The organism is Nocardioides sp. NPDC058538, assembly GCF_042719275.1.
Classification (GTDB): Bacteria; Actinomycetota; Actinomycetes; order Propionibacteriales; family Nocardioidaceae; genus Nocardioides.
Genome location: NZ_JBHXNY010000005.1, coordinates 1 through 24,889, shown reverse-complemented (window position 1 = coordinate 24,889; position 24,889 = coordinate 1). Strand labels below are relative to the sequence as shown.

The window sequence follows — 24,889 nt, the reverse complement described above, 5'->3', positions numbered from 1 at the left end:
AGGATGATCCAGCCGCGCGAGCGTCATTTCTAATCTGAGCCATCAGCTGCCGTCGCTTTTCGCAAGGAGTGATGAGGATGTCCAGATCTCGCAGGATCCCCGCCCCGCTGCGGTGGTCACCATGAGCGCAGGGGACGCAGCAGCGGACCTGGCGACGCGGGCGAAGATTCCGCCCACCGCCTGGATCTCGTGGGTGGCGCTGGCGATGATGACCACGAGCTCGGTCGCCAGCCTGCGTGCGGCGCCGACGATGGCGGTCTACGGCCTGGCCTGTGTGTTCTTGTACCTGCTCCCGGCCATCGTGTTCCTGCTGCCGACCTCACTGGTCTCCGCGGAGCTCGCTTCGGGGTGGGAAGGCGGCATCTACAAGTGGGTCTCGGAGGGGATCTCCAAGCCGATGGGCTTCCTGGCGGTGTGGTGCCAGTTCGCCATGACGATCTTCTACTACCCGAGTCTGCTGGGGTTCGTGGCGAGCACCCTCGCGTACGTGTTCAATCCGGAGCTGGCCAGCAGTGGCGTGTGGACCGCGTGCGTGATCATCGTCGTGTACTGGTCCGGTGTCTGGATCTCCTCACGTGGCACCAAGGGAGTCGCGGGTCTCGCCAGCGGCGGCCTGATCATCGGAACCCTGATCCCCGGCGTCGTGCTGATCCTTCTCGGCATGGTCTTCCTCGGGCAGGGCAACGAGTCCGCAGCCCCGATGACCTCCGAGAACATCTTCCCGGTGTGGGCCGGGCTCTCGAGCCTCGTGCTCATCGTCAACAACTTCCTCTCCTACTCGGGCATGGAGATGAACGCGGTTCACGTGTCCTCGCTGAAGAACCCGGGCAAGGAGTTCCCGAAGTCGATGTTCCTGGCCATGGGCCTGGTCCTTGCGATCTTCATCCTCCCGGCCCTGGCGATCAGCTGGATCGTGCCTGCGGAGGAGCTGTCCCTCACCGCCGGCGTGATGCAGGCCTTCGACGCGGTCTTCGCGAACTTCGGCTGGCAGTGGCTGACCCCGATCGTGGGCATCATGCTGGTCACCGCCTCCCTCGGCGGCATGCTGACCTGGCTGGCTGGGCCCTCGAAGGGCCTGCTGCTGATCTCGCGCCAAGAGGGCTATCTCCCGCCCTTCCTGCAGAAGCTCAACAAGAACGGTGTCCAGCAGAACATCCTGGTCGTCCAGGGGCTGATCACCACCGTGATCGGCCTGGCCTACGCACTGATCCCGGACGTGTCCAGCGCGTACTGGGTCTTCTCCGTGATCACCACCCAGGTCTACCTGATCATGTACCTGCTGATGTTCGTGGCCGCGATCCAGCTGCGCCGTAAACACCCGGATCATCCGCGCGGCTATCGCGCACCGATGCTGGTCGGGATGTGCGGCATCGGCTTCGCGGCCTCTCTTGCGGCCCTGCTCGTCGGCTTCATCCCGCCATCGCAGTTCTCGGCCGGAAACTCGGGTCTCTACTTCGCCATCGTCGGCGGCGGCGCACTCGGACTCGGGCTCCTCGTGCCGTTCCTGTTCTACCGGTTCCGCAAGCCGTCGTGGAAGCAGCCTGAGCCGCAGGAGGTGACCCCGTCATGAGCACCCCGACGGAAACGCAGAGCACGCGCGAACGCAGCTGGATCTACATCACCGCCCTGGTCGTCCTCGGCGTCCTCGTCGTCGCGGGGCTGATCGCCTTCAGCTCCGCCCGGGAGACCCGCAACGCCGAGGAGAAGGCCGACGAGCTGATCGCGGCCCTCGAGGACGCGGGCGCTCGCACCCCGGACCGGGACCAGATCGTGCGGGTCCTCGGAGATGACGGTGGGGCGACCTGCGAGGACCCGAACGACGCGCTGAGTCGCGCCGTCCTGCTGTCGCAGCTCTCGAACGGGGCGACCGGCCCCGGGGCGCGCCCGGTGGTCGCCGACAGCCGGGTCTTCCAGGGCCAGAAGCTGATCATCGAGATCTACTGCCCCGACGAGCTGGACGACTTCAACGAGTTCGTCGACGGCCTCGAGACCGATGACGTGGCGGGTGAGTAGGACATGGATCTGAGGAGCCGCATCACCGAGCTCATGCCCCAGGCGCGGGCGGAGCTGGCCGAGCTGGTCGCCATCAAGTCGGTCGCCGACCCGCGCCAGTTCCCGCCCGAGGAGTGCCACCGTGCCGCGCAATGGGTGCTCGACCACTTCGCAGCTCTCGGATTCGACGATGCCCGGCTGGCGGAGACCGCAGACGGCAGCAACGCCGTCGTGGGCTCTCGGCAGTGCACACGACCGGATGCGCTTACGGTGCTGCTGTACGCCCACTACGACGTGCAACCACCCCTCGACGACGCCGCCTGGCAGACACCGCCGTTCGAGCTGGTCGAGAAGGACGGGCGCTGGTACGGCCGCGGGACGGCGGACTGCAAGGGCAACATCCTCATGCACCTCCTGGCGCTCCGGGCCCTGGGACAGGACGTACCGGTGAACCTCAAGCTGGTCGTGGAAGGGTCCGAGGAGCAGGGCACCGGGGGGCTGGAGGCGTTCGTGGTCGACAACGCGGACCTGCTCCGCGCCGACACGATCCTGGTCTGCGACACCGGAAACGCGGCCGTCGGCCAGCCGGCGGCAACCGTCAGCCTGCGTGGCATGGTCAACGTGGTCGTATCGGTCGAGGCGCTGACCTCGGAGGTGCACTCCGGCATGTTCGGCGGTGCGGCTCCGGACGCCCTCGCCGCCCTGATCGCGATGCTGGCCAGCATGCGGGATGCAGCCGGCAACACCACCGTCGAGGGGCTCGACAACACCCGACGCTGGGAGGGCCAGCCGTACCCGCCCGAGCAGTTCCGCAGCGACGCCGGGCTGCTTGACGGAGTCCAGCTGCTCGGCGACGGCTCGGTCTCGGACATGTTGTGGGCCCGGCCGGCGGTCACGGTGCTCGGCATCGACTGCCCACCTGTGGTCGGCTCGGCGGCGGCGATCGTGCCGAAGGCCGCGGCCCGGCTGAACCTCCGCATCCCACCCGGGCTCACGCCGGACGTGGCACAGAAGGCGCTCGAAGCGCACCTCCACCGGACCGCGCCCTGGGGTGTTCACGTCGCCATCGAGGTGGAAGCCACCGGCTCGCCGTTCCGGGCCACCACCGACGGACCGGCCTACCAGGCGATGGGCAAGGCGATGCTCGAGGCGTACGAGAAGCCGATGGCGAGCCTCGGGCAGGGCGGCTCGATCCCGTTGTGCAACGTGTTCACCGACACCTACCCCGACGCCGAGATCATCCTGATGGGTGTGGAGGAGCCGCAGGCGCTGATCCACGCGCCGAACGAGAGCGTGGATCCGCGCGAGATCTCGTCCATGGCACTGACCGAGGCGCTGTTCCTGCAGCGCTACGCCGCCGTGACGACCTGACCCGAATTTCGCCCGGCGCCCTTAGGCTGAGCGACGTGGACCTTCCTGTGATGCCGCCGATCCTGCCGAAGCCCGCGAAGGGCGTACCGACCGACGGCGGCTATGCGTTCGAGCCGAAGTGGGACCGCTTGCGCTTGGCATAGATCACCCAACCCCAGGGCGGCGAGAAGACGACGAGTGGCCACTTGAGGACAGATTGACAACATTTGTTCCCTGTAATGGGTACAATCGTTGTCATGGCTGACTCGACGCTTGCTCAGCTCGGCGCCATCGCCGAGCGCCGTTGGGGACTTCTGACGACCAGCCAAGCCGAGAGCGCCGGGGTGTCCCGCAAGCAGCTCTCGCGGATGGCTTCGGCCGGCGCGCTCGAGAGGGTCGCGCAAGGCGTGTACCGGATCTCGGGAGCACCTCGACAGGATCACGAGGCGCTCTACGCGACCTGGCTCGCACTGGGTGGCGCGACGACGCCTCGGACTCCGGACGGTGTTGCCGCGGCCGTGGCTGCAGGCACGACCGCGGCTCTCGTGCATGGGATCGGTGATTTCCTGCCTGACAGCTTCGACTTCATCGTGCCGGCACGCAAGGGCACTCGACTCGCGGACGTACGTCTTCGCATCCGTTCCCTGACCCGAGACGAGGTGATCCCGGTTCACGGTCTGCCGACGCTGAGCGTGGAGCGGACCATCGCCGACCTCGTCGAGATCGGAACCGACACCTCCCTTGTCGCCGACGCCGTCCAAGACGCCGTACGCACCGACCGACTCACCGCACCTGACAGACTCGCGACGTACCTAGACCGTGCCGCCGCTCGACAAGGGTCCACCGGCCAGTCTCTGGTCAAGGATCTCTTCGAGCTCGCCGGCGCGGAACCAGAAGGCTGGCACCATGCCTGAACCGGAGACCTACGGCGACTGGAGAGCCCTGGAGCTCGCCATCAAGGACGCCGCCAAGAAGACCGCCAAGACCGCCGGCCCCGGCGTCAGCGCCGCCAAGGTCGACGCCCAGATCCGACAGGCTCGTTTCGACCGGTTCCTCTCCCGAGTCTTCGCCCAGGGCGAGGAGTCCGAGTGGATGCTCAAGGGCCGACAAGGTCTGCGCAACCATGGCCACCAACTACCCCGGCCTCAAGGCCAGCAGCCGCGTCAAAGACCTCGTCGACCTCGTCGTCCTGGCACACACCCAGACCGTCGACCTCGCCGACCTCAGCACTTCGATCGAAGCCAAACGAGCACTCAGCAACATCGATCCCTTCGACCGCTTCCACATCCCGCGCGACTGGCACCGCACATACCCAGACACCGCGAAGGGCGTACCCATCGCTGAGAAGTTCACCGCCGACGACGCCGCCGCGCTCGTCGCTCCGTTCATCGACCCGGCTCTGACTCGTTCGATGCCCCGCGCGACCTGGGATCCTCACACCCTGACGTGGAACAGGTGAGCGGGAGCCGGCCCCTGGCCAGATGCAGGTCAGCCATTGGCGACCCGAGTCCGACGTTCGGCTCTCGGATCAACTCCGCTGACGTACGAGCGCGTAGTCGGGCCGGATCCAGCCAGACGCAATTGCGGGGGTTGTTGGGCTCTGGTTGACCTATCGTGTCCACGTGGACCTTCCGGTGATGCCGCCCCTCCTTCCGATGCTCGCCAAACCAGCACCGGCGTCGAAACTCTCAACGCTCGAGAACGTCCAGATAGAGCCCAAGTGGGACGGGTTCCGGTGCATCGTGTTCAAGGACGGGGACGAGGTGGAGCTGGCGTCGCGGAACACCAAGCCGCTGACTCGCTACTTCCCCGAGGTGGTCGAAGCGCTGCGGAAGGCGCTGCCGGAGAAGATCGTGCTCGACGGGGAGATCTTCGTGGCGATCGGGGACCGACTGGAGTTCGAGGTGCTGCAGCAGCGGATCCACCCGGCGGCGTCGCGGATCACCCTGTTGGCGGAGGAGACGCCCGCTGCGTATGCGGCCTTCGATCTGCTCGCGCTGGGCGAGAGGTCGTTCCTCGACGAACCGCTGACAGAGCGGCGGACGGCACTGGAGGACGTCTTCGCCGACGTGGCCTCGGACAACGTCCATCTGTGCACGACGACGACCGACCCCGAAGTCGCCCAGGACTGGTTCACCCGGTTCGAGGGCGCCGGATTGGACGGGGTGATGGCCAAGCCGCTGGACGCCCCCTACGTCCCCGACAAGCGGACCATGCTGAAGATCAAGCACTCGCGTACGGCTGATGTGGTCGTCGCCGGCTACCGCGAGCACAAGACCTCCACACCGGAGAACCCGCTGCTCGGGAGCCTGCTGCTGGGTCTGTACGCCCCCGGGGAGGCCGGCCGGCCGGAGCTGCAGCACATCGGGGTCTCGGCGTCCTTCACGGCCGCGCGACGCGCCGAGCTGTGGCAGGAACTGCAGGAGCTCGTCGTCCCGATCGAGGACCACCCGTGGGGCCGCTGGAGCGAGTGGCTCACGGCCAATCCCGACCGGGCCCCCGGCACCCAGAGCCGCTGGTCGCAGGGGAAGGACCTCTCCTTCACCCCGCTGCGCCCGGAGCGGGTGCTCGAAGTGGGCTACGACCACATGGAGGGACGCCGGTTCCGGCACACCGCCCAGTTCAAGCGCTGGCGCCCCGACCGTGACCCGGAATCGTGCGGCTATGAGCAACTCGAGGAACCCGTGGCGTACGAGCTGTCCGAAGTGCTCGGGGGTCCTGCTCAACAGCACCGTTAAATCCGGCTAGGGTCGGAGCCATGAGCTACGACGTCGTTCTCCTTGTCGAGCAGGCAATCACCCTCGACGACGCGACCCGGGTCCACTCCCTCCACGAGGGAGTCGAGGACCCGGTCTACCATGTGCTGCTGCCCTTGGAGGATGCCGCCGCACGGATCGAGTCAGCGATGGGCACGCTCAGCGCGGCCGAATATCTCGGCTCGGCGATGATGATGAACGAGATCGACCTCGACGCGGTGCGCGAAGAGGCCAAGGACGAGGCCGAGAAGGCGCTCGAGCAGACCCTGAAGGTCCTGAAGACCTCAGGCGCGTCCGCCCACGGCGAGCTCGTCCAGGACCCGGTCAAGGCGCTGCGCGCCAAGGTCGCGGCCGTCGACGGCCGGGAGGCGATCATCATGACCCGCCCGCACGTGGTCGCCGAGTTCTTCCACGTCGACTGGACCCACCAGGCCCGACGCCACCTTCACGTGCCTGTCCTGCACCTGATCGAGCACGAGAACTTCGACGAGCAGGCCGGCGAAGGCGAGGGAATCAGCGGCATGTGAGTCGTTTCGTCCCCATGACAGCCGAATCAACAGAAGTGACCCGCGACACACCGAAGGTTACCGCTCTGTTACCGGCTTCACCTGGCAGTTGTGGACCACATTCCTCTAGTATCTTGGGGTTCGCTGTTCCGGGGGGATCCAGCGACAAGGAAGTGCCTGCTCGTGCGATCGGGGGATCCGCGCTGAGTGGGCACTTCTGCTATTTGTCGCCGATCCGATTGCCTTCCTCGTCCCAGTGGGACGCGACCTTCTTGCTCGGCTGCACCCGTGGCGGCTCCCCCGGCATCTTCGGGTAGTCCGGCGGGAAGTTGAGCTCGCCTCCGGGCAGCTTCTCCCAGAGCTCGAGCAGAGGCGTGAGGTCGTACGCCTCGTCGTCGATCTGAGCCCAGCGGTCGCCGTCGGCGAGGAGGTCGGGGACGGTGAAGAGGTTGAGCTCGCGCGGGTCCTTGAGGTCGGCCAGCTCGTCCCAGGTGAGCGGCGTGGAGACCGGGGCACCGGGCTTGGGGCGCAGCGAGTAGGCGCTTGCGATGGTCCGATCTCGGTTGTTCTGGTTGAAGTCGACGAAGATGCGCTCCCCGCGCTCCTCCTTCCACCACGCGGTGGTCACTCCCCCGTCACGACGCTCCAGCTCACGGCCGAACCCGATCGCGGCGTGACGCAGATCCTCGAAGGTCCACTCCGGCCGGATGCGTACGTAGATGTGTACGCCACGGTTGCCGCTGGTCTTCGCGAAACCGCGCAGGCCGAGCTCCTCGAGAGTCTCCCGGGCGACGTCGGCGACCCGCACCACGTCGGCGAAGTCGGTGCCCGGCTGGGGGTCGAGGTCGATGCGCAGCTCGTCGGGGTGGTCGACATCTGCGCTGCGGACGGGCCAGGGGTGGAACGTCAGCGTGCCCATCTGGGCGCACCAGACGGGGATCGCCGGCTCGGTGGGGCAGATCTCTCGCGCCTTACGCCCGCTCGGGAAGGTGATCTCGACCTCCTCGAGATAGTCGGGGGCACCCTTGGGCGTGCGCTTCTGGTAGAAGCCGTCACCCTCTCCCCCAGAATTGGGCCCAGTGGTGGGCCCGGTGGCCAGCTTCATGCCCTCGCGCCAGCCGTCGGGCCAGCGCTCGAGAGCGGTCGGGCGATCCCGCAGCGCCCGCATCAGCGGGTCGCCGACGGTCGCGAAGAACTCCGCGACCATCAGCTTGGTGACCTCGGGGGTGCGGTCGGTCGCCTCGTAGATCACCCGGTCGGGGCTGGAGATCCGCACCTCGCGCTCGCCTGCCTGCACGTGTGCCGCCGGTGTCTTCGCCATGGCGCCAACCTAGCCCGGCCCAGGCCCCTCTCCCAGCGAAATCGCCCGGACAACCTCCCGCAACCACTGGCCAGTACGTCCCGAGACCGGCATGATCCGCTCCAACGTACGGCGACCGCCACGATCTCGGAGGACCCCCACATGTCGACTCGAACCACGGCACTGACCGGTGCCGCCGCGGCCCTGGCCGCCGCCCTCACGCTCGGGCTCCTCGGCGCCCCCGCGACAGCAAGCGCCCAACGGGGGTGTGGGACCGCCGCCGCGCCGGACACCCGGGTGGAGCACACCCGACTCAGCGACCCGGCGGTGACCGACATCCTGGCCCGCTCCGGGTTCGACGACGTCGCCGGTGCGGTGAGAGCGGTCGTCTGCGGCGCGGGCAGCAGCCGGGCCGCCACCGCTGCGGCTCGGCTCATGGGCCGGGCGCTGTGGCAGCGCGCGGTCGACCGGGTGCAGGGCCGCGGCGACGCCGGTGGCGACCTGCCGCGTAGTGACGACCGGCCGCTCTACTGGGCCCGACTCGCGGGCGAGCTGGAGATCGCGCGAGTCGCTCCTGCGTACCGGACCTGGTCCGAGGACGCCCGGGCGAAGGTGCTGGCAGCCTTCGACCGGAGCTCGCGCGGGATCGAGTCGACCACCTTCGCCCGCGGCGAGTCCGGCCGGTCACGGCAGGTGCTGGCCTCCGGCTTCGACCCGTTCACCCTCGATCGCAACATCCGCCAGTCGAACCCTTCCGGGGCGACGGCGCTGGCGATGGACGGGCGCGTCGTCCATACGGCGAAGGGTCCCGTCGAGATCCAGACCGTGGTGTTCCCGGTGCTGTGGGAGCCGTTCGCGCAGGGCACCGTCGAGCGCGCGTTCCTGCCACACCTGGTCCCCGGCAAGCGCGACGTGGACACCGCCGTCACCATCAGCCAGGGCCGCGCGGGCCGTTTCGACCTGGAGGTCTGGAACGGCGCCCATCGCGGCACCTTCCCCGACAACGACCGCGTCAGCGTCAACGAGACGATCCCGATTCCCGAGGACGTACCGCATGCCGACCCGCAGCCGCAGTGGACCCGGACCACGCTGCCGGTCGAGGCGATGAAGACGGCCGTGCCCGGCACCTTCCCGGTGAACATCAACCGGATCATCACCGAGATCCCGGCCGGATCGACCGCACCGGTCACCCGGGAGGACCCGACGCCGGGCTCCACGGCGGTCGCCGGTGGCGGTGGTGACTACCTGTCCAACGAGTCGGCCTACCGCACCACCGCCCTCCGCGACGCGCTCCGGGCCGACACCAAGCAGGGTCACATCCACGTACCGATCCTCGACGGGGACGCCAGCGGTGAACCGCTGCCCGGCATGCGGGCAGGCATCGTGGCCCAGACTCTCGATCTCGTGGCGGCTGCGGCGACGAGCTGATCCGGAGATGACCCGAAGGAGATGTCCGAAAGATGGCCTGAAGAAACCAGCCGTCTCCCGCACCGTTTTCATGCCCCCGGGCGTACTAGGGGCATGAAAACAGCAAAGGTCAGGCCTATCTCGGGTGCGGCCCTTGTGATCAGCATCGTCAGCATCTTCGCCCTCGGCGCCTGCGGCGGGTCGGACGGATCGGGAGGATCCTCCGCCGACTCCGGCTCGGTCGAGTCGCTGGCCGATCAATCAGCCGGGAAGGCGGCAGCTCCGGAGATGGCCGCGGAAGACGCAGACGCGGCGGCCCCGAAGCAGGCCGTCACGAAGGCGTCGATCATCTCCACCGGCTCGGTCGCGCTCGACGCGAAGGACGTCGGAAAGACCCGAACGCAGGTGCAGCAGATCTCCGACAGGTACGCCGGCCAGGTCACCGAGCAGGAGACCAGCGACAGCGACGACGACGGCCCCAGCTATGCCCGGATGGTCCTGCGGATCCCGTCGAAGTCGTTCGACGACGCGATGGCCGACCTCGAGGACACCGCCACCCTGGTCGACTCCAACACCACGACCACCGACGTCACCACCGAGGTCGTCGACACCGAGGTGCGGGTGAAGAACGCCCGGACGAGCATCGAGCGGATCCGTACGCTCCTCTCCCATGCCGAGGCGATCGGTGACGTCATCGCGATCGAGTCCGAGCTCGCCCGACGCGAGGCCGACCTCAACTCGCTGCTCGCCCAGCAGGCGGCCCTCGAGAACCAGACCTCGCTGTCGACCATCACGGTCAACATCGACCGTGCCGGTCCCGGCGGCTCCTCCGACGACGACCCCGGGTTCCTGGCCGGGCTGAGCGCCGGCTGGGACGCCCTGGGCGACTCTGCCCGTGTCCTCGCGGTCGCTCTCGGCGCCATCATCCCGTGGACGCCGGTCATCCTGCTCCTACTCGCGCCCGTCTGGCTCCTGTCCCGACGCCGGAGGCAGGTGGCTGGACCGATGGCTGGGCCGGTGCCGGCCACCGGCCCGGCGGAGGAATAACCAGTCGAGATCGGGGTGCTCGGCGGCGTACGTTCTTACCATGAGCGCGCTCGAGCACCCCGGCCTCGTCTTCCGCAGCCTCGACCCCCTCGACGGGGACGAGGCCCTGTTGAAGGGATGGTACGAAGGTACGCGGCGTGGCTTCCACCAGTCCCGAGGCAACGACGACGGTGTCCAGGTCTGGCGCGACCACGTCCGCTCCGACTCGGTGACGCTGCTGGGCGCCTGGAACGAGGGCTCGGAGTTCTCCTCGGCCACGATCCCGGTCGCGACGTTCTCCTCCTGGACGTCGCCGGTCAACGTGGGCGGCGGCGCCAGCCTGCCGACGCTGCTGATCAGCGACGTGACCGTCTCCCCGACCCACCGGCGCCAGGGCCTGCTGCGCAAGCTGATGACGGTCTCACTGGCCGACGCGGTCGCCGCGGGCGTGCCGCTGGCCGCGCTGACCGTCTCCGAGGGCTCGATCTACGGCCGCTTCGGGTTCGGCACGGCCACCCATCTGCGCCAGGTCGAGGTCGACGTGACCGCGAAGTTCCGCTACCGCCCCGAGGTGCCCTCCGATGACGGGTCGGTGACCCTGGTCGAGCCGGCCGACGCCTGGAAGACGGTCGCCGAGATCTACGGCACCTTCCAGGAGCGCACCCGTGGATCGGTCACCCGGCCGCAGTTCTACGAGCCCTGGCTCTCCAGCGCCTACGACTTCGGCGGCGATTCGAAGGGCGAGTCGAAGCAGCGCGCCGTGCTCCATCTGGACGCCTCCGGCACGCCCGACGGCTACGCCATCTACAAGACCGCCGACGAGCGCAACGACTCCGGGCTGCGGATGGCGCGGGTCGTCGACCTGGTGGCGCTGACCCCGGCGGCCTACCTGCGGCTGTGGCGGTTCCTCGCCGACATCGACCTCGTCGAGCGGGTCGCCTGGCACCGGGCGCCGCTGCAGGACCCGCTCTACTGGGCGCTCGCCGAGCCGTTCGCGGTCAAGAGCGCCGAGATCGACGACATGCTGTGGATGCGCGTCCTCGATGTGCCGACCGCGCTTCAGGCACGACCCTGGTACGCCACCGGTGAGGTCGTCCTCGGCGTCGACGACCCGCTCGGACACGCTGCCGGGGCCTGGCGGGTCGCGGTGAGGGATGGCGTCGCGGAGGTCACTCCGACCGACGCCGCCCCGACCGTGGAGCTCGCCGCGGACACCCTCGGCGCCCTGTATCTCGGCGGCGTCGACGTACGCACCCTGGCGGCCGCCGGCCGGATCACCGGCTCGCCCGAGGCGATCGAGACCTGGGCGGCGATGGCCGACGGTGGCCCGCTGCCCTACTGCATCACCGGCTTCTGAGGGTCAGCGGCTCAGCCCTCAGGAGCGGCCGGGCTCGGCGCCGATCAGACTGATCCGGTCGCCGCGAAAGTGGTAGTGGTGCATCGCGTCCAGCCTCGGTGCGTACGCGTGCAGGCTGATCGCCGGGCGCGAGCCGACGTTGCGTACGTCATGGACGTGGCCGGCGTCGTGCGCCCGGGCGTCGCCGGGGCCGACATCGGCGATCTGCAGACCACCGAGCCAGTTGTGCTCGACCAGGCTGCCGGTGAGCACGGTGAAGGCGGTGGTCGCGGTGCCGTGGTCGTGGAAGCCGGTGCTGGCGCCCGGCGACCAGGCGATCAGCCAGATCTCGACCTCGTCGTCGCGGTGGAGCAGGTGGAACTCGCGGCCGGTCTCGGGCACCTGCACCCGCGCGAGCAGGTCGTCCTCGGCGTAGGTGCGGATGGCGTCCAGCAGGGGCTGTTTGGCAAGGGCGGTCAAGGTGGCCTCCTCCAGAAGCGTCGTGGGCTTAAGTATAGTAGACGACTCGACATTGGCAATGACTCTGACAATGGCGGGGCGCTCCCACCCCAGACGTACCATTTCAACCATGGGTTACAACGTGGAGAAGTCCGACGAGGAGTGGCGAGCAGAGCTGTCGCCGGAGGAGTACGCGGTGCTGCGCCAGGCGGGCACCGAGCGGGCGTTCACGGGTGAATACACCGACACCGAGACCAAGGGCGTCTACTCGTGCAAGGCCTGCAAGGCCAAGCTGTTCGAGTCCGACACCAAGTTCCACTCCGGCTGCGGCTGGCCGTCGTTCTACCAGCCGATCAGCGAGACGATCGAATACATCGAGGACAAGACGCACGGGATGGACCGGGTGGAGGTCCGCTGCGCCAACTGCGGCTCCCACCTCGGCCACGTCTTCCCCGACGGCTACGGCACCCCGACCGGCGACCGGTTCTGCATCAACTCGATCTCGATCTCGCTGGAGCCTGCAGACCAGTAGCCTGCCGCCATGCGGATCGCGATGTGGTCAGGGCCGAGAAATCTCTCCACGGCGTTGATGCGCTCGTTCGAGAACCGGCCGGACTGCACGGTCCTCGACGAGCCGCTGTACGCCGCCTACCTCTCGGCCACGGGTCTCGATCATCCGGGCCGGGACGACGTGCTCGCCACCCAGCCGAACGACTGGCGGGTCGTGGCCACGGCGATCACGTCCGGACCGGTCGACTCGGCGGTGCAGTACCAGAAGCACATGACCCATCACCTGCTCCCGGAGATGGACCACGGCGCCTTCGCCGGACTCTCGCACGCGTTCCTGGTCCGGGACCCGGAGCGGGTGCTGACCTCGTACGCCAAGGTCCGCGAGGAGCCGACGCTGGAGGACCTCGGGCTGCCCCAGCAGGTGGCGCTCTTCGAGGAGTTCGGCGGGCCGGTGATCGACGCTGCCTCGATCCTGGCCTCGCCGCGGGCTTCCCTGACTGCGCTGTGCGAGGCGCTCGGGATCGAGTTCGACGAGGCGATGCTGTCGTGGCCGGCCGGCCGGCGCGACTCCGACGGGGTGTGGGCTCCGCACTGGTATTCAGGGGTGTGGGCCTCGACCGGGTTCGCCGCCTCCTCCCCCGGCGCCGCCGACCCGCTGCCCGCGCGCCTGGCGCCGCTGCTGGAGCGCTGCCTGCCCTACTACGATCGCCTCGCCCCCTATGTCATGGCCCCCGATATCAAGAAGGGTGACTGATGCTGCAGACCTATGACCCCCGCAACGACCACCTCCAGGTCTGGATCAACGGTGAGCTCAGCCACCGCCTGGAGGCGCGGATCTCGCCGTTCGACTCGCTCGCCCAGGGCGGCGACGGCGTCTGGGAGGGCCTGCGGCTCACCCGGGGACGCATCTTCAAGCTCTCCGAGCACCTTCTTCGGCTGCGACGCTCGGCGCGAGCTCTGGCCTTCTCGGACATCCCGTCCGACGAGTTCATGACTCAGGCGATCCGGGAGTGCCTGGCCGCTAACGAGATGCGCGACGACGTCCACATCCGGCTCACGCTCTCGCGCGGGGTGAAGGTCACCTCCGGTATGGACCCGCGACTCAACCAGTCGGGTCCGACCCTGATCGTGCTGGCCGAGTTCAAGTCGCCGGTCTACGACGACTCGGGGATCACGCTGATCACCGCGGCCCAGCGCCGCCCGCGCGCCGACATGCTCGACCCGAAGATCCACCACAACAACCTGATCCCCTCGATCCTGGCCAAGGTCGAGGCCAACAACGCGGGCGCCGACGATGCCCTGATGCTGGACGACGCCGGCTTCATCGCCGAGACCAACGCCACCCACTTCTTCCACGTACGCGACGGCGTGCTGCGAACCTCGACGACCCGGGCGTGCCCCGAGGGGATCACCCGGGCAACAGTGCTCGATCTCGCTGCCGACCTGGGCCTGGCTGTGGACGTCGGCGACTTCTCGCTCACCGACGCCCACACCGCCGACGAGGCCTTCGTCACCGGCACCATGGGCGGGCTCACCCCGGTGGTCTCCCTCGACGGCCGGCCGATCGAGCGCGGGCCGATGACGCAGCAGCTCTCGAAGGCGTACGCGGACCTGCAGGCGACAACGGGGACGGTCGTCGCGGGCTGAATGCAGACCGAGGTAACTCGGTGAACAGTCACCCGCCGACCGAGTCCCGCCAGGCGACGAGGTCCTCGAGCGGCTTGAGGTCGTAGTCGGGACCGCCGACGCCGTAGGTGAACAGCCGGGCACCGGCGTCGTAGAGCGGCTTGGCGGCCTCCGCGCTGTCCGCCGCGGTCGAGATCTCGATCTCGTTCACGTCGCGGCCGATCGCCTCGCAATGGCCCGCGAGCACGCCGCGCTTGCGCTCCAGGGTCTCGACGTCGGAGAAGGAGTGCCAGATGTCGGCGTGCTTCGCGACGTACTTCAGGGTCTTCTTCTCCCCGCCGCCACCGATCATGACCGGGATCTTTCGGACGGGTGCGGGGTTGAGCTCGGACCAGCGCTTCTCGATGCGCGGCAGCGCCTCGCCGAGCGCGTCGAGGCGCGAGCCGGCGGTGCCGAAGTCGTAGCCGTACTCGGTGTAGTCCCTCTCGAACCAGCCCGAACCGATCCCGAAGACCAGCCGGCCATCCGAGATGTGGTCGACGGTGCGGGCCATGTCGGCGAGCAGCTCGGGGTTGCGGTAGGAGTTGCAGGTCACCAGGCAGCCGATCTCGGCGCGGGTGGTCTGCTCGGCCCAGGCCGCGAGCATGGTCCAGGCCTCGAAGTGCTTGCCGTCGGGCTCGCCGTAGAGCGGGTAGAAGTGGTCCCAGTTGAAGAGGATGTCGACGCCGATCTCCTCCGCGCGGCGGGCGGCATCGCGGATCTGGGCGTAGTCGGCGTGCTGGGGCTGGATCTGGACTCCGATGCGGATCGTCATGTGTCCAACCCTACGGAGCGTCCGGCTTCCGTCCTCGCGCGAATCGGCCCTATCGTTCGGCAGGCGGCGAACCGCGCCGTACGAGAGCTGAAGAGGGTGCGAGATGCGACTCGGCTGGAATCTGCACGATGACGGCAAGAACGTACGCGAAGGGGCGATCGTCAAGCCCGGGGAGCGGTTGAGCTGGCCCCGGACGATCGGCTTCGGCGGCCAGCACGTGGTCGCGATGTTCGGCGCCACGTTCCTGGTGCCGTTGCTGACCGGGTTCCCGCCGACCACGACGCTGTTCTTCTCCGGCCTCGGCACGCTGCTGTTCCTGCTCATCACGCGCAACCGGCTGCCCAGCTACCTCGGTTCCTCGTTCGCCTTCATCGCGCCGATCGGTGCCGCGATGGGCGGCGGTGGGATGGGCGCTGCGCTCTTCGGCATCCTGGTCACCGGTGCGCTGCTCGCGCTGGTCGGCGTGATCGTGATGGTCACCGGCACCGGGTGGATCGAGGCGCTGATGCCGCCGGTGGTGACCGGTGCGATCGTGGCGCTGATCGGCCTCAACCTCGCCTCGGCCGCGACCAACAACGTGGTCGGTGGCGACCCTGCCAACCCCGACAACGGTGCTGTGCTGGTCGCCGCGATCACGCTGGCGACCGTGCTCGTCGTCGCTGTCGCCTTCCGCGGCCTGATCGCCAGGCTCTCCATCCTGGTCGGCGTCGTCGTCGGCTACCTCGCCGCGCTGGTCATGGGCCAGATCGACACCTCCGCGTTCCAGGAGGCCGCCTGGTTCGGGCTCCCCGACTTCTCCACCCCGACCGTGTCCTGGTCGGTGGTGCCCATGTTCCTGCCGGTCGTGCTCGTCCTCGTCGCCGAGAACGTCGGCCACGTACGCAGCGTCGCCCATCTCGCCGGCGACGACACCATCAACCGCGAGACCGGCCGGGCCCTGTTCGCCGACGGCCTCGCCACCACCATCGCCGGGGGCTTCGGCGGCTCGGCGACCACGACGTACGGCGAGAACATCGGCGTCATGACCGCGACCCGGGTCTTCTCGACCGCCGCCTACTGGGTCGCCGGCGTGGTGGCGATCCTGCTGTCGCTGTCTCCGAAGTTCGGGGCGCTCCTGAACACCGTCCCTGCCGGCGTGCTCGGCGGGATCACCGTCGCGCTCTACGGACTGATCGGACTGATCGGCATCCGGATCTGGCTGGACAACCGGGTCGACTTCGCCGACCCGGTCAACCAGTTCACCGCCGCCGTCGCCCTGGTCATCGGCATCGGCAACCTCACCCTCACCTTCGGCGATCTCACCTTCACCGGCATCGCGCTGGGCACCATCGCCGCGGTCGTGATCTACCACGGGATGAGCGCGCTGGCGCGGCTGCGAGGCCGCTGAGCCGGATCAGAGCTTGCTGCGATCCGTCGGCGTCGGGGAGAAGGCCGCGCTGAGCCGGAGGACCTTGGCGAACTCGGTGACCTTCGCAACGGACAGGAAGCCATCGCCCTCACCCGACCCGATGACGACGCCACCGTTGTCGAGCTTCTCGAGGTGCTTGTCCATGCCGCCAGGAAGGGCCTGCGCCCTTCCCGCGGAGAGGTAGTTCAGATATCCGAGCTTCGGCCCCGGCTTTCCGGCCGGCTGCACGTCGGCGAGAGCCTCGTTGAGCGATCTCGAGGTGACCGCCGCCCAATCCGGGTCCCAGGCAGAGACGAGCTGACGAAGAACCGGGCCGGCGAATTTCGCGACATCGGCGCCACGCCACTTCACCACGATGCTGTTTCGCACCTTTGCAGACTCGGTATATCCGCCGACTATCAAGGTGATAGCCACCATGATTCCATTTCCGCGCCCCCGATAAGCCTGGCTGATTCCGAGATTCGGAGCGTCCGTATTCTCACGAAACGCGTCGGAGATCGCCTTCAGGGCGTTATCCGGCTCTCCCAGCGGCATTCCCGGCATCGCGGGTGAGGACCACGAGATCTTCTCTCCGAAGACCTCATCCAGGCCGGCAAGGAATGCACCCAGCTCCCCGGCAACCTGCTCAGGGGTCTCCTGGCGCGGGCCCCAGAAACCTCGCGCGATCAGCTCTTCATCCACGCTCATGACCGTATCACCGCTCCCTCTTCGTATCGGCCGTCACCCTCGACCGCCGCCCGCTCGCCAACGTGGCGAAATGAGACTCATCCATTGCTCTTCGGCGCATTCCAACCGTCCCATTCACTGGGCGGATTGACGAAGTCCTGGTGCCTGACCGAAATAGGCAGATCGAAGTCTTCAAAAAGGGTCCGCGCCGCTTCCATTGCCTCTTTGTTCGAGAAGACCCACTCAACTGGCGTGTCGCCCGCCGCGTCCACCTGGCGCAGGGCTTGATCCAGCCAATCCTTCTCCTTGGCACCGTTGGGATATCCCCACGAGTCGATCATCGACCCATAACCGTGCTTGGTCTCGATCAGCTTCCCGTCGAGAATTCCGTCGAACTTGACCTCGTTGTCCATCGATCCACGCAGAGAGAACTCCAGCCCGTCGTCCTTGCCGGTCACCTGGCGCTCGAACTCGGCGCCGAGCTTCTGCTGGAGAAACTTGTGGTTCCGATTGACGGGCTTCCATTCGCCGGGGCCCAACCTGCCGTCCAGCTGGCGCCGAGCCTCCGCCTGCTTCCGGATGTCCTCGGCGACGTCGTCGGCGTTCTTCTTGAGCGAGTCCCCGACCTCGGTGAGGACCTCGCCCGCCTTATCGAAGGCCTCCTTGGCGACGTCGCCGATCTGCTTGGCCATAGCTGTCTCCTAAGAGGCGAAGAGGGGAAGGGCGGACACGTCGGCGGCGAAGGTCGCGCACAGGTCGTACTGATCGGCGCCGCAGTCACTGAGCGCCGTGGCGATCTGCTCCATCAGGTCGTAGCTGAGCTTGGTCGACGCGGTCGCCTCTCCGTCGGTCACGATCGGCGCCTCTGCGATCGACGTGGCGAGCTCGGTGATCGTGCCGGTCAGCGGCTCGATCACCATGCTCGCGACCTGGCCGATCACCTCGTCCATCGCGATGTCGGTGGCGATGTCGAGCGCCTTCTTCCGAGCGGCGATGATCGCTGCGTTGCCGAGCACGCTGAGGCCACCGGTGACCACCGCGGTCGCCGCTGCCGCCGCGATCTGTGCCGCGGTGATCGTCAGCTCCGCGATCACCTTGACCTTCAGGCCGACGATCGCATCGGCGAGCAGATCGATCCCGTTCGCGACCTCAGGCAGCGCGTCGAGCAACCCGTCCATGTTGGCCGTACGGTTCTCTGTCCATGCCCTGATCAGCGCATTCACCGACTGTGCCATGGCACCGTCACCGAGCTCGTTGACCCGGATCTCCAGCTCGTCGAGCGTGCTACGCAGGTCCGACTCCAGTCCGCGCAGCAGCTGCGCGGCGTCGCGGACCGCATCTTCGTCGACGTTCGGCCATTCATAGCCGAGCAGGTCGAGAACGAAGTCCAACTCCCCAGGGATGGTCATCCCCACGTCTCTGCCCTCCCAAGGTCACGTGGATGTCTCAGCAGACGTGACGGGATCGGCACACGAACCCGAGCACGGCCACCGCGACGGGAAAGGTTAGTGGAGACGTACGCGGCCGGACAGCGAATTTCCGAGACCGTTCCGGCCGGTCAGGGATGCGTCAGGGAAGGCGCTCCAGGAGGTCGCCGATCTCGACGCGGGCGCCGGTGTAGAAGGGCACCTCCTCGCGTACGTGACGGCGGGTCTCGGAGCCGCGGAGGTGGCGCATCAGGTCGACGATGCGGGAGAGGTCGTCGGCCTCGAAGGCCAGCATCCACTCGTAGTCGCCGAGGGCGAAGGACGGGACCGTGTTGGCCCGCACGTCGGGGTAGTCGCGAGCCATCTGGCCGTGCTCGGCGAGCAGTCGGCGGCGCTCCTTGTCGTCGAGGAGATACCACTCGTAGGAGCGGATGAACGGGTAGACCGCGACGTAGTCGTGGGTGCGCTCGTCGGCGAGGAACGCGGGCAGGTGGCTCCGGTTGAACTCGGCGGGGCGGTGCAGCGCCATCTGCGACCAGACCGGCACGAGCCGGCCGCCGAAGGCGGTGCGGCGCAGGCGGTGGTAGGCCGACTGGAGCTTGTCGGAGGACTCCGCGTGCAGCCAGAACATCACGTCGGCGTCGGCGCGCAGGCCGGCCACGTCGTAGGTGCCGCGCACCACGATGTCCTCGCCGGCGAAGGCGGCGAAGAGCTCCTCGACCTCGACCGCCTCGGCCTTGCGGTCGGCGTCGCCGAGGGTCTCCTCGAGGGAGAAGACCGACCACATCGTGTAGCGGATGGTGTCGTTGAGCTCGTTGATCTTGGCTGCGTTGGACTTGATGTCGGCCTGCGGGTCGGTCATGCCCCCATTTTGCGCTACGGCCGTTCGCCGATCCCCTCCGGGCTCCAACGTCCGGCCTCTAGGGTGTTGGGCATGCTGCCGCTGCGTACCCGCATCTTCGCCTTCCTCCAGGAGCGCCTGGTCAAGACCCCGCTGAACGCCGAGGAGATGATCGCACTGCGCGCCCAGCGCGAGGGGCTGCGCACCGGGCCGGTCACCTCGTTCCTCTTCGGCCGTCCCGCGGAGGTCGAGGTCAAGGAGACGTACGTCGACGGGCACCGTTTCGCGATCTACACGCCTCCTGGTGTCGGGGAGGCCGCGCCGGTCGTCATCAACTACCACGGCGGCGGCTGGTGTCTCGGGACGCCGGAGCAGAGCGCGTGGGTCTCCTCGCACGTGGCCGTGGGGACCGGGTCGATCGTGGTCGCGCCGTCCTACCGGCTGGCGCCGGAGCATCCGTTCCCGGCTGCCGTCGAGGACGCGTGGTCCGCCTTGGAATGGGTCGCGAAGAATGCCGCCGACCTGGGTGGGGACCCGTCGCGGATCGCGGTGATGGGCGACAGCGCCGGCGGCAACCTGGCCGCGGTGGTGTCCTTGATGGCCCGTGACGCGGGCGGGCCCTCGGTGCGGGCCCAGGTGCTGATCTACCCGGCGGTGGAGATGTACGAGAAGTTCCCCTCCGAGGCCGCCAACGCCAACGGGCCGGTGCTCACCTCGACGCAGATGAGCACGTTCGGCCACCTCTACATGGGCGAGCGCTATGGCGATGAGTCCTGGCAGGCCTCTCCCCTGCGCGCGCCCTCGCACGCCGACCTGCCGCCCGCGCACATCATCACGGCGCTGCACGACCCGATCCGCGACCACGGCACGCGATACGCGGAGGCGCTCCGTGCCGCCGGGACGCCGGTCTCGCTCGTCGACTACGACACCGCGTTCCACGGGTTCATGTCGCTCCCCGGAGTCGCACCGGCCGCACCTGAGGCTCTTGCCGGGATCGTCGCGTTCCTGCGGTGAGATCATCAACAGTTTTCAACTATCGATTGGGAGTTTGTTAACCCTCCGCGCCCAGCCGTGTTGTAGCGTTCCACTCGGGTGTCCATCGCCAGGTTGTCTCGGGTTGTGCGCCACCTCGATCCCCCAGTTCTCCTGCGGCTGAGAGCGCTTTCGCGTTTCCTCGGCGAGCCCTGTGCACACCGGAAAGGCGTGGTGACATGGCAGACGTCTCCGTCAAGATCGAGACCCTTGATCAGACGGTCAAGAAGCTGGATTCGATCATCGACGAGTTCGACCACGCCGTCGGCAACTCCGATGCGCTCGAAGGCGCCATCGGGAACCCGTTCCGCCGCGGCGAGCTGCGCGGCCAGGCCGACGACTTCGAACAGCGCTGGGACATGAAGCGCAAGGACCTCAAGGACGAGCTCTCCGACGTGCGAGACCACATCAAGGGCGTCGTCGAGGGGTTCCAGAACTGGGACAGCGAGACGGCTCTGCTGTTCCAGCAGAAATAGACGGATGGAGTGAGTCATGGATCAGTCACCCAAGGGTCGGGAGATCCAACCTCTGACCGGCGACTCGGCGGTGATCGTCGCTCGCGGGAACAAGATCGAAGAGCTCGGCGTGCAGATGTCCGAGGCGGCCACCGTCCTCGAGCAGGTCGCCACCGGTGAGCTGGCCGACGGCCAGATGCAGGGCAAGGCCGTCGCTGAGCTCCAGGACAAGATCGGGTCCTCCTACGAGACGTTGCGGGAGGCCAGTGAGCTCTACACGCCCGTGGGACCGCTGATCGCTGCGTACGGCACGAGCCTCGGGGAGCTCCAGGCCAAGATGGGACCGTTGGTCGACTCGTGCACCGACAAGTGGGCCGCCTACGAGGCGCTCCCGGGAGACCGCGAGGCCGACGACGAGGAAGGCCAGGCCAAGGAGACCGCTTACAACGAGTGGCACGACGACGCCGAGAGCTGGGATGCCCAGTACGACACCTGGGAAGACGCCTACGACCTCGCGGTCAACGGCATCGGCAACGAGATGGCCGGCAGCATCAAGGACGGCTTCTGGGAGATCTTCGGCTTCCTGATCAACATCCTCGAGGCCATCGCGATGGTCTTCATGATCGCCGGGCTCTTCCTCGGTGGGATCGTCGCCGTCATCGGATTCGCCCTCGGCGCCTTGGTGCTGATCGGCAAGATCGTCCAGGCCTCAGCCGGCAAGTGCGAGGTGACAGACGTGCTCCTAGCGGTTCTCGCGGTGCTCCCCTTCGGAAAGCTCGGCCAGATCGGGAAGGCTTGGACAGCGATGGGGAAGGGTGCCGCCTCCGGCGGGAAAACCGCCGGCGCGGCCGGACGAGGCTACGGAAACTTCGCTCTGAAACGAGCGGCACCGCTGAACCCACCTCCCGTGAACGTCACGTTCGGCGCCAAGTTCAAGACCGCGCTCTCCATCTCCACCGGCTTCAGGGAGGTCCCCCGGACCAGGGCCGCTTGGATGGCCAACCCGTTCAAGCCCCCCAAGGACATTCCCGTGGGCATCATGAGCGGCTCCGACATCGCCACCGGGATGGCCATCTACGGGGGGATACGCACAGGGACCTGGGGCCAGAAGATCGGGGCCGGCTTCGACGGGCTCAGCGGCCTGGGGAAGTGGGCAGGCGAGTGGTACGGCACCACCTCGACGAGCCAGGGGCTGGACGAGCGCCGCACCCATGACCAGCAGAGCAGACAACCCTCGGAGGCATGATGCCGGAGACATGGCAAGCTGAGATCGCCCAGCCATCAGAGCGTTGGATCTGGGTCCCGAACGCGGGCGAGCTCGACGCCGCGGGTGCGGAGACCTGGGTCGAGGACGTGCTCGCCGCGCTCCGCGACACCTGGGACGGCGACTGGACCGACGAGGTCGACCCCGACGCGCGTGCGCTGCTCACCCACCACCTCGCCGGCGACCTCCACCCCGGGACGCTGGCCTCGATGCTCCACTGGCCGCTGCCCGCGCCCGTCCTCAGCCGGGTGCGGGTCGTGCTCGGGGGCGGCGAGCCGACCTCGCCCGAGGAGTGGCGGCAGCAGGGCTTCGACGTCGATGAGTACGCCGGGGCCGGACTCGGTCCCGGACTGAGATGTCTCGCGTCCAGGACCGGAGAGGTCGACGGTGAGACCGTCGAGTTCCTCACCGGCATCTTCGTCTTCTCGACGCAGGAGATCAGCGTGATGGTCGTGGTCGAGGCGGGCGCACCCGAGATCTTCGGTCTCACCATCGCGGACATGCCGCTCTTCCTCGCCGAGCTCGAGGTCGTGCGCCCCGATGGCACCCCGTTCTCGGCAGAGCCGGTCCCCGGCATGCTGAGCGACCCGTTCGACGTATGGGAGGACTCATCCCTTGTCTGAGACAGCATCCGCCCCGCAGTCCTCGCTACGCGAGCTGCTCGGCGGCACCAAGGAGCCGGAGTTCGAGCTGAAGCTCCTCCCCGGCTGGGAGAGACACTCCCCGGGCGAGGCAGACCGGGCCGCGATGGACGCGGCACTGAAGAAGCGCTTCATGAGCATCAACCGGCCCGAGCTGCATGCCTCCATGCGTACGCAGCTCGATCAGGCGTACGCGCTCATGAAGCAGCAGCAGGTCAAGGCCTACTTCGCCGCCACCGCCGAGACCGACAGCCTCGCCATCATTCCCGGCGCGATCGTCGCGACGATGTTCCACGCCGGCAGCGGCGGGACCCTCGACACCCACGTCGCCGCGATCATCCGGGACCATGGCGCCAAGCCGCTGTTCGGCGACAAGCGGTTCATCAGGTACGAGCGCGAGTCGACCAAGACCGCCCAGGGCGACGAGCCCGTGGTCGTGACGACGATCGTCTACATGACCCCCGTCCCCGGCTCGAAGCGGCGTCGTGGGCTTCAGTTGACCGCGACGATCGCCCGGCCGCTGGACATGACGGCGACCGACGAGAAGTTCTTGGCATGGAAGCTTGCTCTCGACGTCTGTGTCTCGACGCTGCGGTGGGTGCCGGCCTGAGGTTTCAGCCGATGTCCGCGGCGGCGCGGTGCGCCGAGGCGATCGTGGCCGGGATCCCGACCCCGTCGTAGGAGGCACCGGCGAGCGCGAGCCCGGGGACGCCGCGGAGACCTTGCCGGATCCGGGCGACCCGGTCGAGGTGGCCGACGGGATACTGCGGGAGCGCGTCGGCCCAGCGCTGGACGTGCACGTCGGTCGGCGTCGCGGTGATCCCGGCGATCTCGGCCAGGGCAGCCAGGGAGTCGGCGACCAGACGGTCGTCGTCGTCCGAGGGCGGCTCGCCGTGGCGCCCGATGGAAGTGCGCAGGTAGTTGCCGCGCTCCCCCACCCAGGCCCACTTGGCGAAGGAGAAGGTGGAGGCCTTGATCGCGCAGTCCTCGACGGGCGGGACGAGGAAGCCGGACCTGCCGGCCAGCTCCGTCGGCAGGTCGGGGAAGGCGAAGGTCACCACCGCGACGCTCGCGGTCTCGATCGCGGACAGCTCGCGCGCGACCGCCGGGGCGGTCGAGCGGAGCAGCCTCGCGGCGACCGGAGCGGGTGTCGCGACCACCACGGCGTCGGCGGCCTCGACCTCTCCGCCGGTCTCGATCAGGCTGTGCTCGACCAAGAAGCCCTGCGGGGTCCGGGTGACGGTGTCGACCTGGGTGTCGAGCCGGATGTCGAGGCCCTCGGCGAGGGTCGCGGGCAACCGGGACATCCCACCGTCGATCCCGGCGAAGACCGGGACCGTCGAGCTCGGGAGCGCCGCGGCGGCCTCCAGCAGCGAGCCCTTCTCGGCCAGCATGAACAGCTGCGGCGCAGCGGCCTTCACCGAGATCGCGCGGGCGTGGCCGGCGTAGACACCCGCGAGCAACGGGTCCGCCAGCAGGTCTGCCGTCTCGTCTCCGAAACGGGACGCGATGAAGTCACCGACCGAGATGTCATCGTCCGTCTTCGCAGGTGGGAGCGTGGGTTCGCGGCGTACGACCTCCAGAGTCTCCTCCGAGAGAAGACCCGACGATTCCAGCGCGGCCAGGTCGAGAGGTACGCCCATGATCGACCGCGGGATCGGCCGCAGCGCGCCGCGGGACCAGATCGACGACTTTGCATCCGTCGGGTGGACTACGTCGAGGCCGATCTCCCGGGCCAGGGACACACCCTCCGGCCTGCGGTTGAGCATCGCCTCGGCGCCTACGTCGACCGTCTGTCCGGCCACGGATTCCCCGCGGATCTTTCCGCCGACCCGGTCGGAGGCCTCCAGCACCGTGACCCGGTGGCCCTTCAGCCACAGATCGCGGGCCGCGGTCAGTCCGGCGATCCCTGCTCCGACGACGATGACACGCACAGCAGCAGTCTCCCACCCGCGCCTGAGGCGATGCTGATGAGGTGGGTTGGTCAGCTGAACCCCGCCGAGGGGGGGCCCCCCCCGCGGGGGGGGGGGGGGGGGGGCGACGCAACTCCGAGCCCCCGGGACCCGGGCCCCC

At 68.2% G+C, this 24,889-nt stretch carries 27 protein-coding genes; 19 read left to right on the top strand and 8 right to left on the bottom strand.

The genetic code is table 11. From position 1 onward, the window contains the following. The first annotated feature begins 121 nt into the window (after nucleotides 1–121). From ACFWQC_RS06160 to ACFWQC_RS06130, 7 genes are all read left to right on the top strand, one after another. Nucleotides 122–1,570, top strand: coding sequence for an APC family permease (locus ACFWQC_RS06160; protein WP_378674570.1), 1,449 nt, complete (start codon nucleotides 122–124; stop codon nucleotides 1,568–1,570). Then, entirely contained in the window at nucleotides 1,567–2,013 is a 447-nt protein-coding gene (locus ACFWQC_RS06155) for a hypothetical protein (RefSeq protein ID WP_378674567.1), read from the top strand. Before ACFWQC_RS06160 ends, ACFWQC_RS06155 begins: the two co-directional genes overlap by 4 nt. A gap of 3 nt (nucleotides 2,014–2,016) precedes the next feature. Continuing rightward, nucleotides 2,017–3,363 carry a dipeptidase gene (locus ACFWQC_RS06150; protein WP_378674563.1) on the top strand — a complete coding sequence of 449 codons (1,347 nt, stop codon included), beginning with the start codon at nucleotides 2,017–2,019 and terminating at the stop codon, nucleotides 3,361–3,363. Between the two features lie 236 nt (nucleotides 3,364–3,599). Beyond that, on the top strand, nucleotides 3,600–4,256 hold the full coding sequence (locus ACFWQC_RS06145; protein ID WP_378674560.1) for a type IV toxin-antitoxin system AbiEi family antitoxin domain-containing protein: 657 nt from the start codon (nucleotides 3,600–3,602) through the stop codon (nucleotides 4,254–4,256). Between the two features lie 209 nt (nucleotides 4,257–4,465). Beyond that, complete coding sequence (locus ACFWQC_RS06140; RefSeq protein WP_378674557.1) at nucleotides 4,466–4,801, top strand: hypothetical protein; 336 nt, start codon at nucleotides 4,466–4,468, stop codon at nucleotides 4,799–4,801. Between the two features lie 163 nt (nucleotides 4,802–4,964). After that, complete coding sequence (locus ACFWQC_RS06135; RefSeq protein ID WP_378674554.1) at nucleotides 4,965–6,080, top strand: ATP-dependent DNA ligase; 1,116 nt, start codon at nucleotides 4,965–4,967, stop codon at nucleotides 6,078–6,080. A 20-nt stretch (nucleotides 6,081–6,100) separates the two neighbouring features. Next, entirely contained in the window at nucleotides 6,101–6,625 is a 525-nt protein-coding gene (locus ACFWQC_RS06130; RefSeq protein ID WP_355017819.1) for a hypothetical protein, read from the top strand. A 199-nt stretch (nucleotides 6,626–6,824) separates the two neighbouring features. On the opposite strand, the gene ACFWQC_RS06125 is transcribed toward ACFWQC_RS06130, so the two are convergent. Beyond that, nucleotides 6,825–7,925 carry a DNA polymerase domain-containing protein gene (locus tag ACFWQC_RS06125; protein WP_378674551.1) on the bottom strand — a complete coding sequence of 367 codons (1,101 nt, stop codon included), beginning with the start codon at nucleotides 7,923–7,925 and terminating at the stop codon, nucleotides 6,825–6,827. Between the two features lie 141 nt (nucleotides 7,926–8,066). Between ACFWQC_RS06125 and ACFWQC_RS06120 the strand changes: the two genes are divergently transcribed. The 3 genes from ACFWQC_RS06120 (at nucleotide 8,067) to ACFWQC_RS06110 (ending at nucleotide 11,694) form a co-directional block, all read left to right on the top strand. Next, complete coding sequence (locus ACFWQC_RS06120; protein ID WP_378674548.1) at nucleotides 8,067–9,332, top strand: hypothetical protein; 1,266 nt, start codon at nucleotides 8,067–8,069, stop codon at nucleotides 9,330–9,332. 135 nt (nucleotides 9,333–9,467) lie between these two features. Then, entirely contained in the window at nucleotides 9,468–10,358 is an 891-nt protein-coding gene (locus ACFWQC_RS06115) for a DUF4349 domain-containing protein (protein ID WP_378674545.1), read from the top strand. Nucleotides 10,359–10,398: 40 nt separating this feature from the next. Continuing rightward, the gene (locus tag ACFWQC_RS06110) at nucleotides 10,399–11,694 is read left to right on the top strand and encodes a GNAT family N-acetyltransferase (RefSeq protein WP_378674542.1); all 1,296 of its coding nucleotides are present in this window, start codon (nucleotides 10,399–10,401) and stop codon (nucleotides 11,692–11,694) included. Between the two features lie 18 nt (nucleotides 11,695–11,712). Here ACFWQC_RS06110 and ACFWQC_RS06105 read toward each other — a convergent pair whose 3' ends face one another. Continuing rightward, entirely contained in the window at nucleotides 11,713–12,153 is a 441-nt protein-coding gene (locus tag ACFWQC_RS06105; protein ID WP_378674539.1) for a cysteine dioxygenase, read from the bottom strand. A gap of 109 nt (nucleotides 12,154–12,262) precedes the next feature. Here ACFWQC_RS06105 and msrB point away from each other — a divergent pair, with 109 nt between their 5' ends. From msrB to ACFWQC_RS06090, 3 genes are read left to right on the top strand one after another with little or no spacing between them, the layout of a single operon-like run. Next, nucleotides 12,263–12,664, top strand: coding sequence for a peptide-methionine (R)-S-oxide reductase MsrB (gene msrB / locus ACFWQC_RS06100; protein ID WP_378674536.1), 402 nt, complete (start codon nucleotides 12,263–12,265; stop codon nucleotides 12,662–12,664). Between the two features lie 9 nt (nucleotides 12,665–12,673). Continuing rightward, the gene (locus ACFWQC_RS06095; RefSeq protein ID WP_378674533.1) at nucleotides 12,674–13,396 is read left to right on the top strand and encodes an HAD family hydrolase; all 723 of its coding nucleotides are present in this window, start codon (nucleotides 12,674–12,676) and stop codon (nucleotides 13,394–13,396) included. Further along, complete coding sequence (locus ACFWQC_RS06090) at nucleotides 13,396–14,289, top strand: aminotransferase class IV (protein ID WP_378674530.1); 894 nt, start codon at nucleotides 13,396–13,398, stop codon at nucleotides 14,287–14,289. The genes ACFWQC_RS06095 and ACFWQC_RS06090 overlap by 1 nt, the downstream gene beginning before the upstream one ends. Nucleotides 14,290–14,317: 28 nt before the next feature. On the opposite strand, the gene ACFWQC_RS06085 is transcribed toward ACFWQC_RS06090, so the two are convergent. Beyond that, entirely contained in the window at nucleotides 14,318–15,082 is a 765-nt protein-coding gene (locus tag ACFWQC_RS06085; protein WP_378674527.1) for an LLM class F420-dependent oxidoreductase, read from the bottom strand. Nucleotides 15,083–15,185: 103 nt separating this feature from the next. Between ACFWQC_RS06085 and ACFWQC_RS06080 the strand changes: the two genes are divergently transcribed. Then, nucleotides 15,186–16,469: a uracil-xanthine permease family protein gene (locus ACFWQC_RS06080; RefSeq protein ID WP_378674524.1), complete on the top strand. Its 1,284-nt coding sequence runs from the start codon at nucleotides 15,186–15,188 to the stop codon at nucleotides 16,467–16,469. A gap of 6 nt (nucleotides 16,470–16,475) precedes the next feature. Here ACFWQC_RS06080 and ACFWQC_RS06075 read toward each other — a convergent pair whose 3' ends face one another. From ACFWQC_RS06075 to hemQ, 4 genes are all read right to left on the bottom strand, one after another. Beyond that, nucleotides 16,476–17,171: a hypothetical protein gene (locus ACFWQC_RS06075; RefSeq protein WP_378674521.1), complete on the bottom strand. Its 696-nt coding sequence runs from the start codon at nucleotides 17,169–17,171 to the stop codon at nucleotides 16,476–16,478. A gap of 83 nt (nucleotides 17,172–17,254) precedes the next feature. After that, on the bottom strand, nucleotides 17,255–17,848 hold the full coding sequence (locus ACFWQC_RS06070) for a hypothetical protein (protein WP_378674518.1): 594 nt from the start codon (nucleotides 17,846–17,848) through the stop codon (nucleotides 17,255–17,257). Nucleotides 17,849–17,857: 9 nt separating this feature from the next. Beyond that, a complete protein-coding gene (locus ACFWQC_RS06065) occupies nucleotides 17,858–18,565 on the bottom strand; it encodes a hypothetical protein (RefSeq protein WP_378674515.1) in 708 nt (235 codons plus the stop codon). Nucleotides 18,566–18,725: 160 nt separating this feature from the next. Next, entirely contained in the window at nucleotides 18,726–19,445 is a 720-nt protein-coding gene (gene hemQ, locus ACFWQC_RS06060) for a hydrogen peroxide-dependent heme synthase (protein ID WP_350660553.1), read from the bottom strand. 72 nt (nucleotides 19,446–19,517) lie between these two features. Here hemQ and ACFWQC_RS06055 point away from each other — a divergent pair, with 72 nt between their 5' ends. From ACFWQC_RS06055 to ACFWQC_RS06035, 5 genes are all read left to right on the top strand, one after another. Further along, nucleotides 19,518–20,438 (top strand): alpha/beta hydrolase, encoded by a 921-nt coding sequence (locus ACFWQC_RS06055; RefSeq protein WP_378674512.1) that lies wholly within the window; start codon nucleotides 19,518–19,520, stop codon nucleotides 20,436–20,438. 197 nt (nucleotides 20,439–20,635) lie between these two features. Continuing rightward, complete coding sequence (locus tag ACFWQC_RS06050; protein ID WP_378674509.1) at nucleotides 20,636–20,932, top strand: flagellar protein FlgN; 297 nt, start codon at nucleotides 20,636–20,638, stop codon at nucleotides 20,930–20,932. A 16-nt stretch (nucleotides 20,933–20,948) separates the two neighbouring features. Then, on the top strand, nucleotides 20,949–22,157 hold the full coding sequence (locus ACFWQC_RS06045; RefSeq protein WP_378674506.1) for a hypothetical protein: 1,209 nt from the start codon (nucleotides 20,949–20,951) through the stop codon (nucleotides 22,155–22,157). Continuing rightward, nucleotides 22,154–22,798 (top strand): hypothetical protein, encoded by a 645-nt coding sequence (locus ACFWQC_RS06040; protein ID WP_378674504.1) that lies wholly within the window; start codon nucleotides 22,154–22,156, stop codon nucleotides 22,796–22,798. Before ACFWQC_RS06045 ends, ACFWQC_RS06040 begins: the two co-directional genes overlap by 4 nt. Further along, nucleotides 22,791–23,426 carry a protein TPRXL gene (locus ACFWQC_RS06035; protein ID WP_378674501.1) on the top strand — a complete coding sequence of 212 codons (636 nt, stop codon included), beginning with the start codon at nucleotides 22,791–22,793 and terminating at the stop codon, nucleotides 23,424–23,426. Before ACFWQC_RS06040 ends, ACFWQC_RS06035 begins: the two co-directional genes overlap by 8 nt. A gap of 4 nt (nucleotides 23,427–23,430) precedes the next feature. Here ACFWQC_RS06035 and hemG read toward each other — a convergent pair whose 3' ends face one another. Further along, nucleotides 23,431–24,750 carry a protoporphyrinogen oxidase gene (gene hemG / locus ACFWQC_RS06030; RefSeq protein ID WP_378674498.1) on the bottom strand — a complete coding sequence of 440 codons (1,320 nt, stop codon included), beginning with the start codon at nucleotides 24,748–24,750 and terminating at the stop codon, nucleotides 23,431–23,433. Nucleotides 24,751–24,889: the final 139 nt, after the last annotated feature.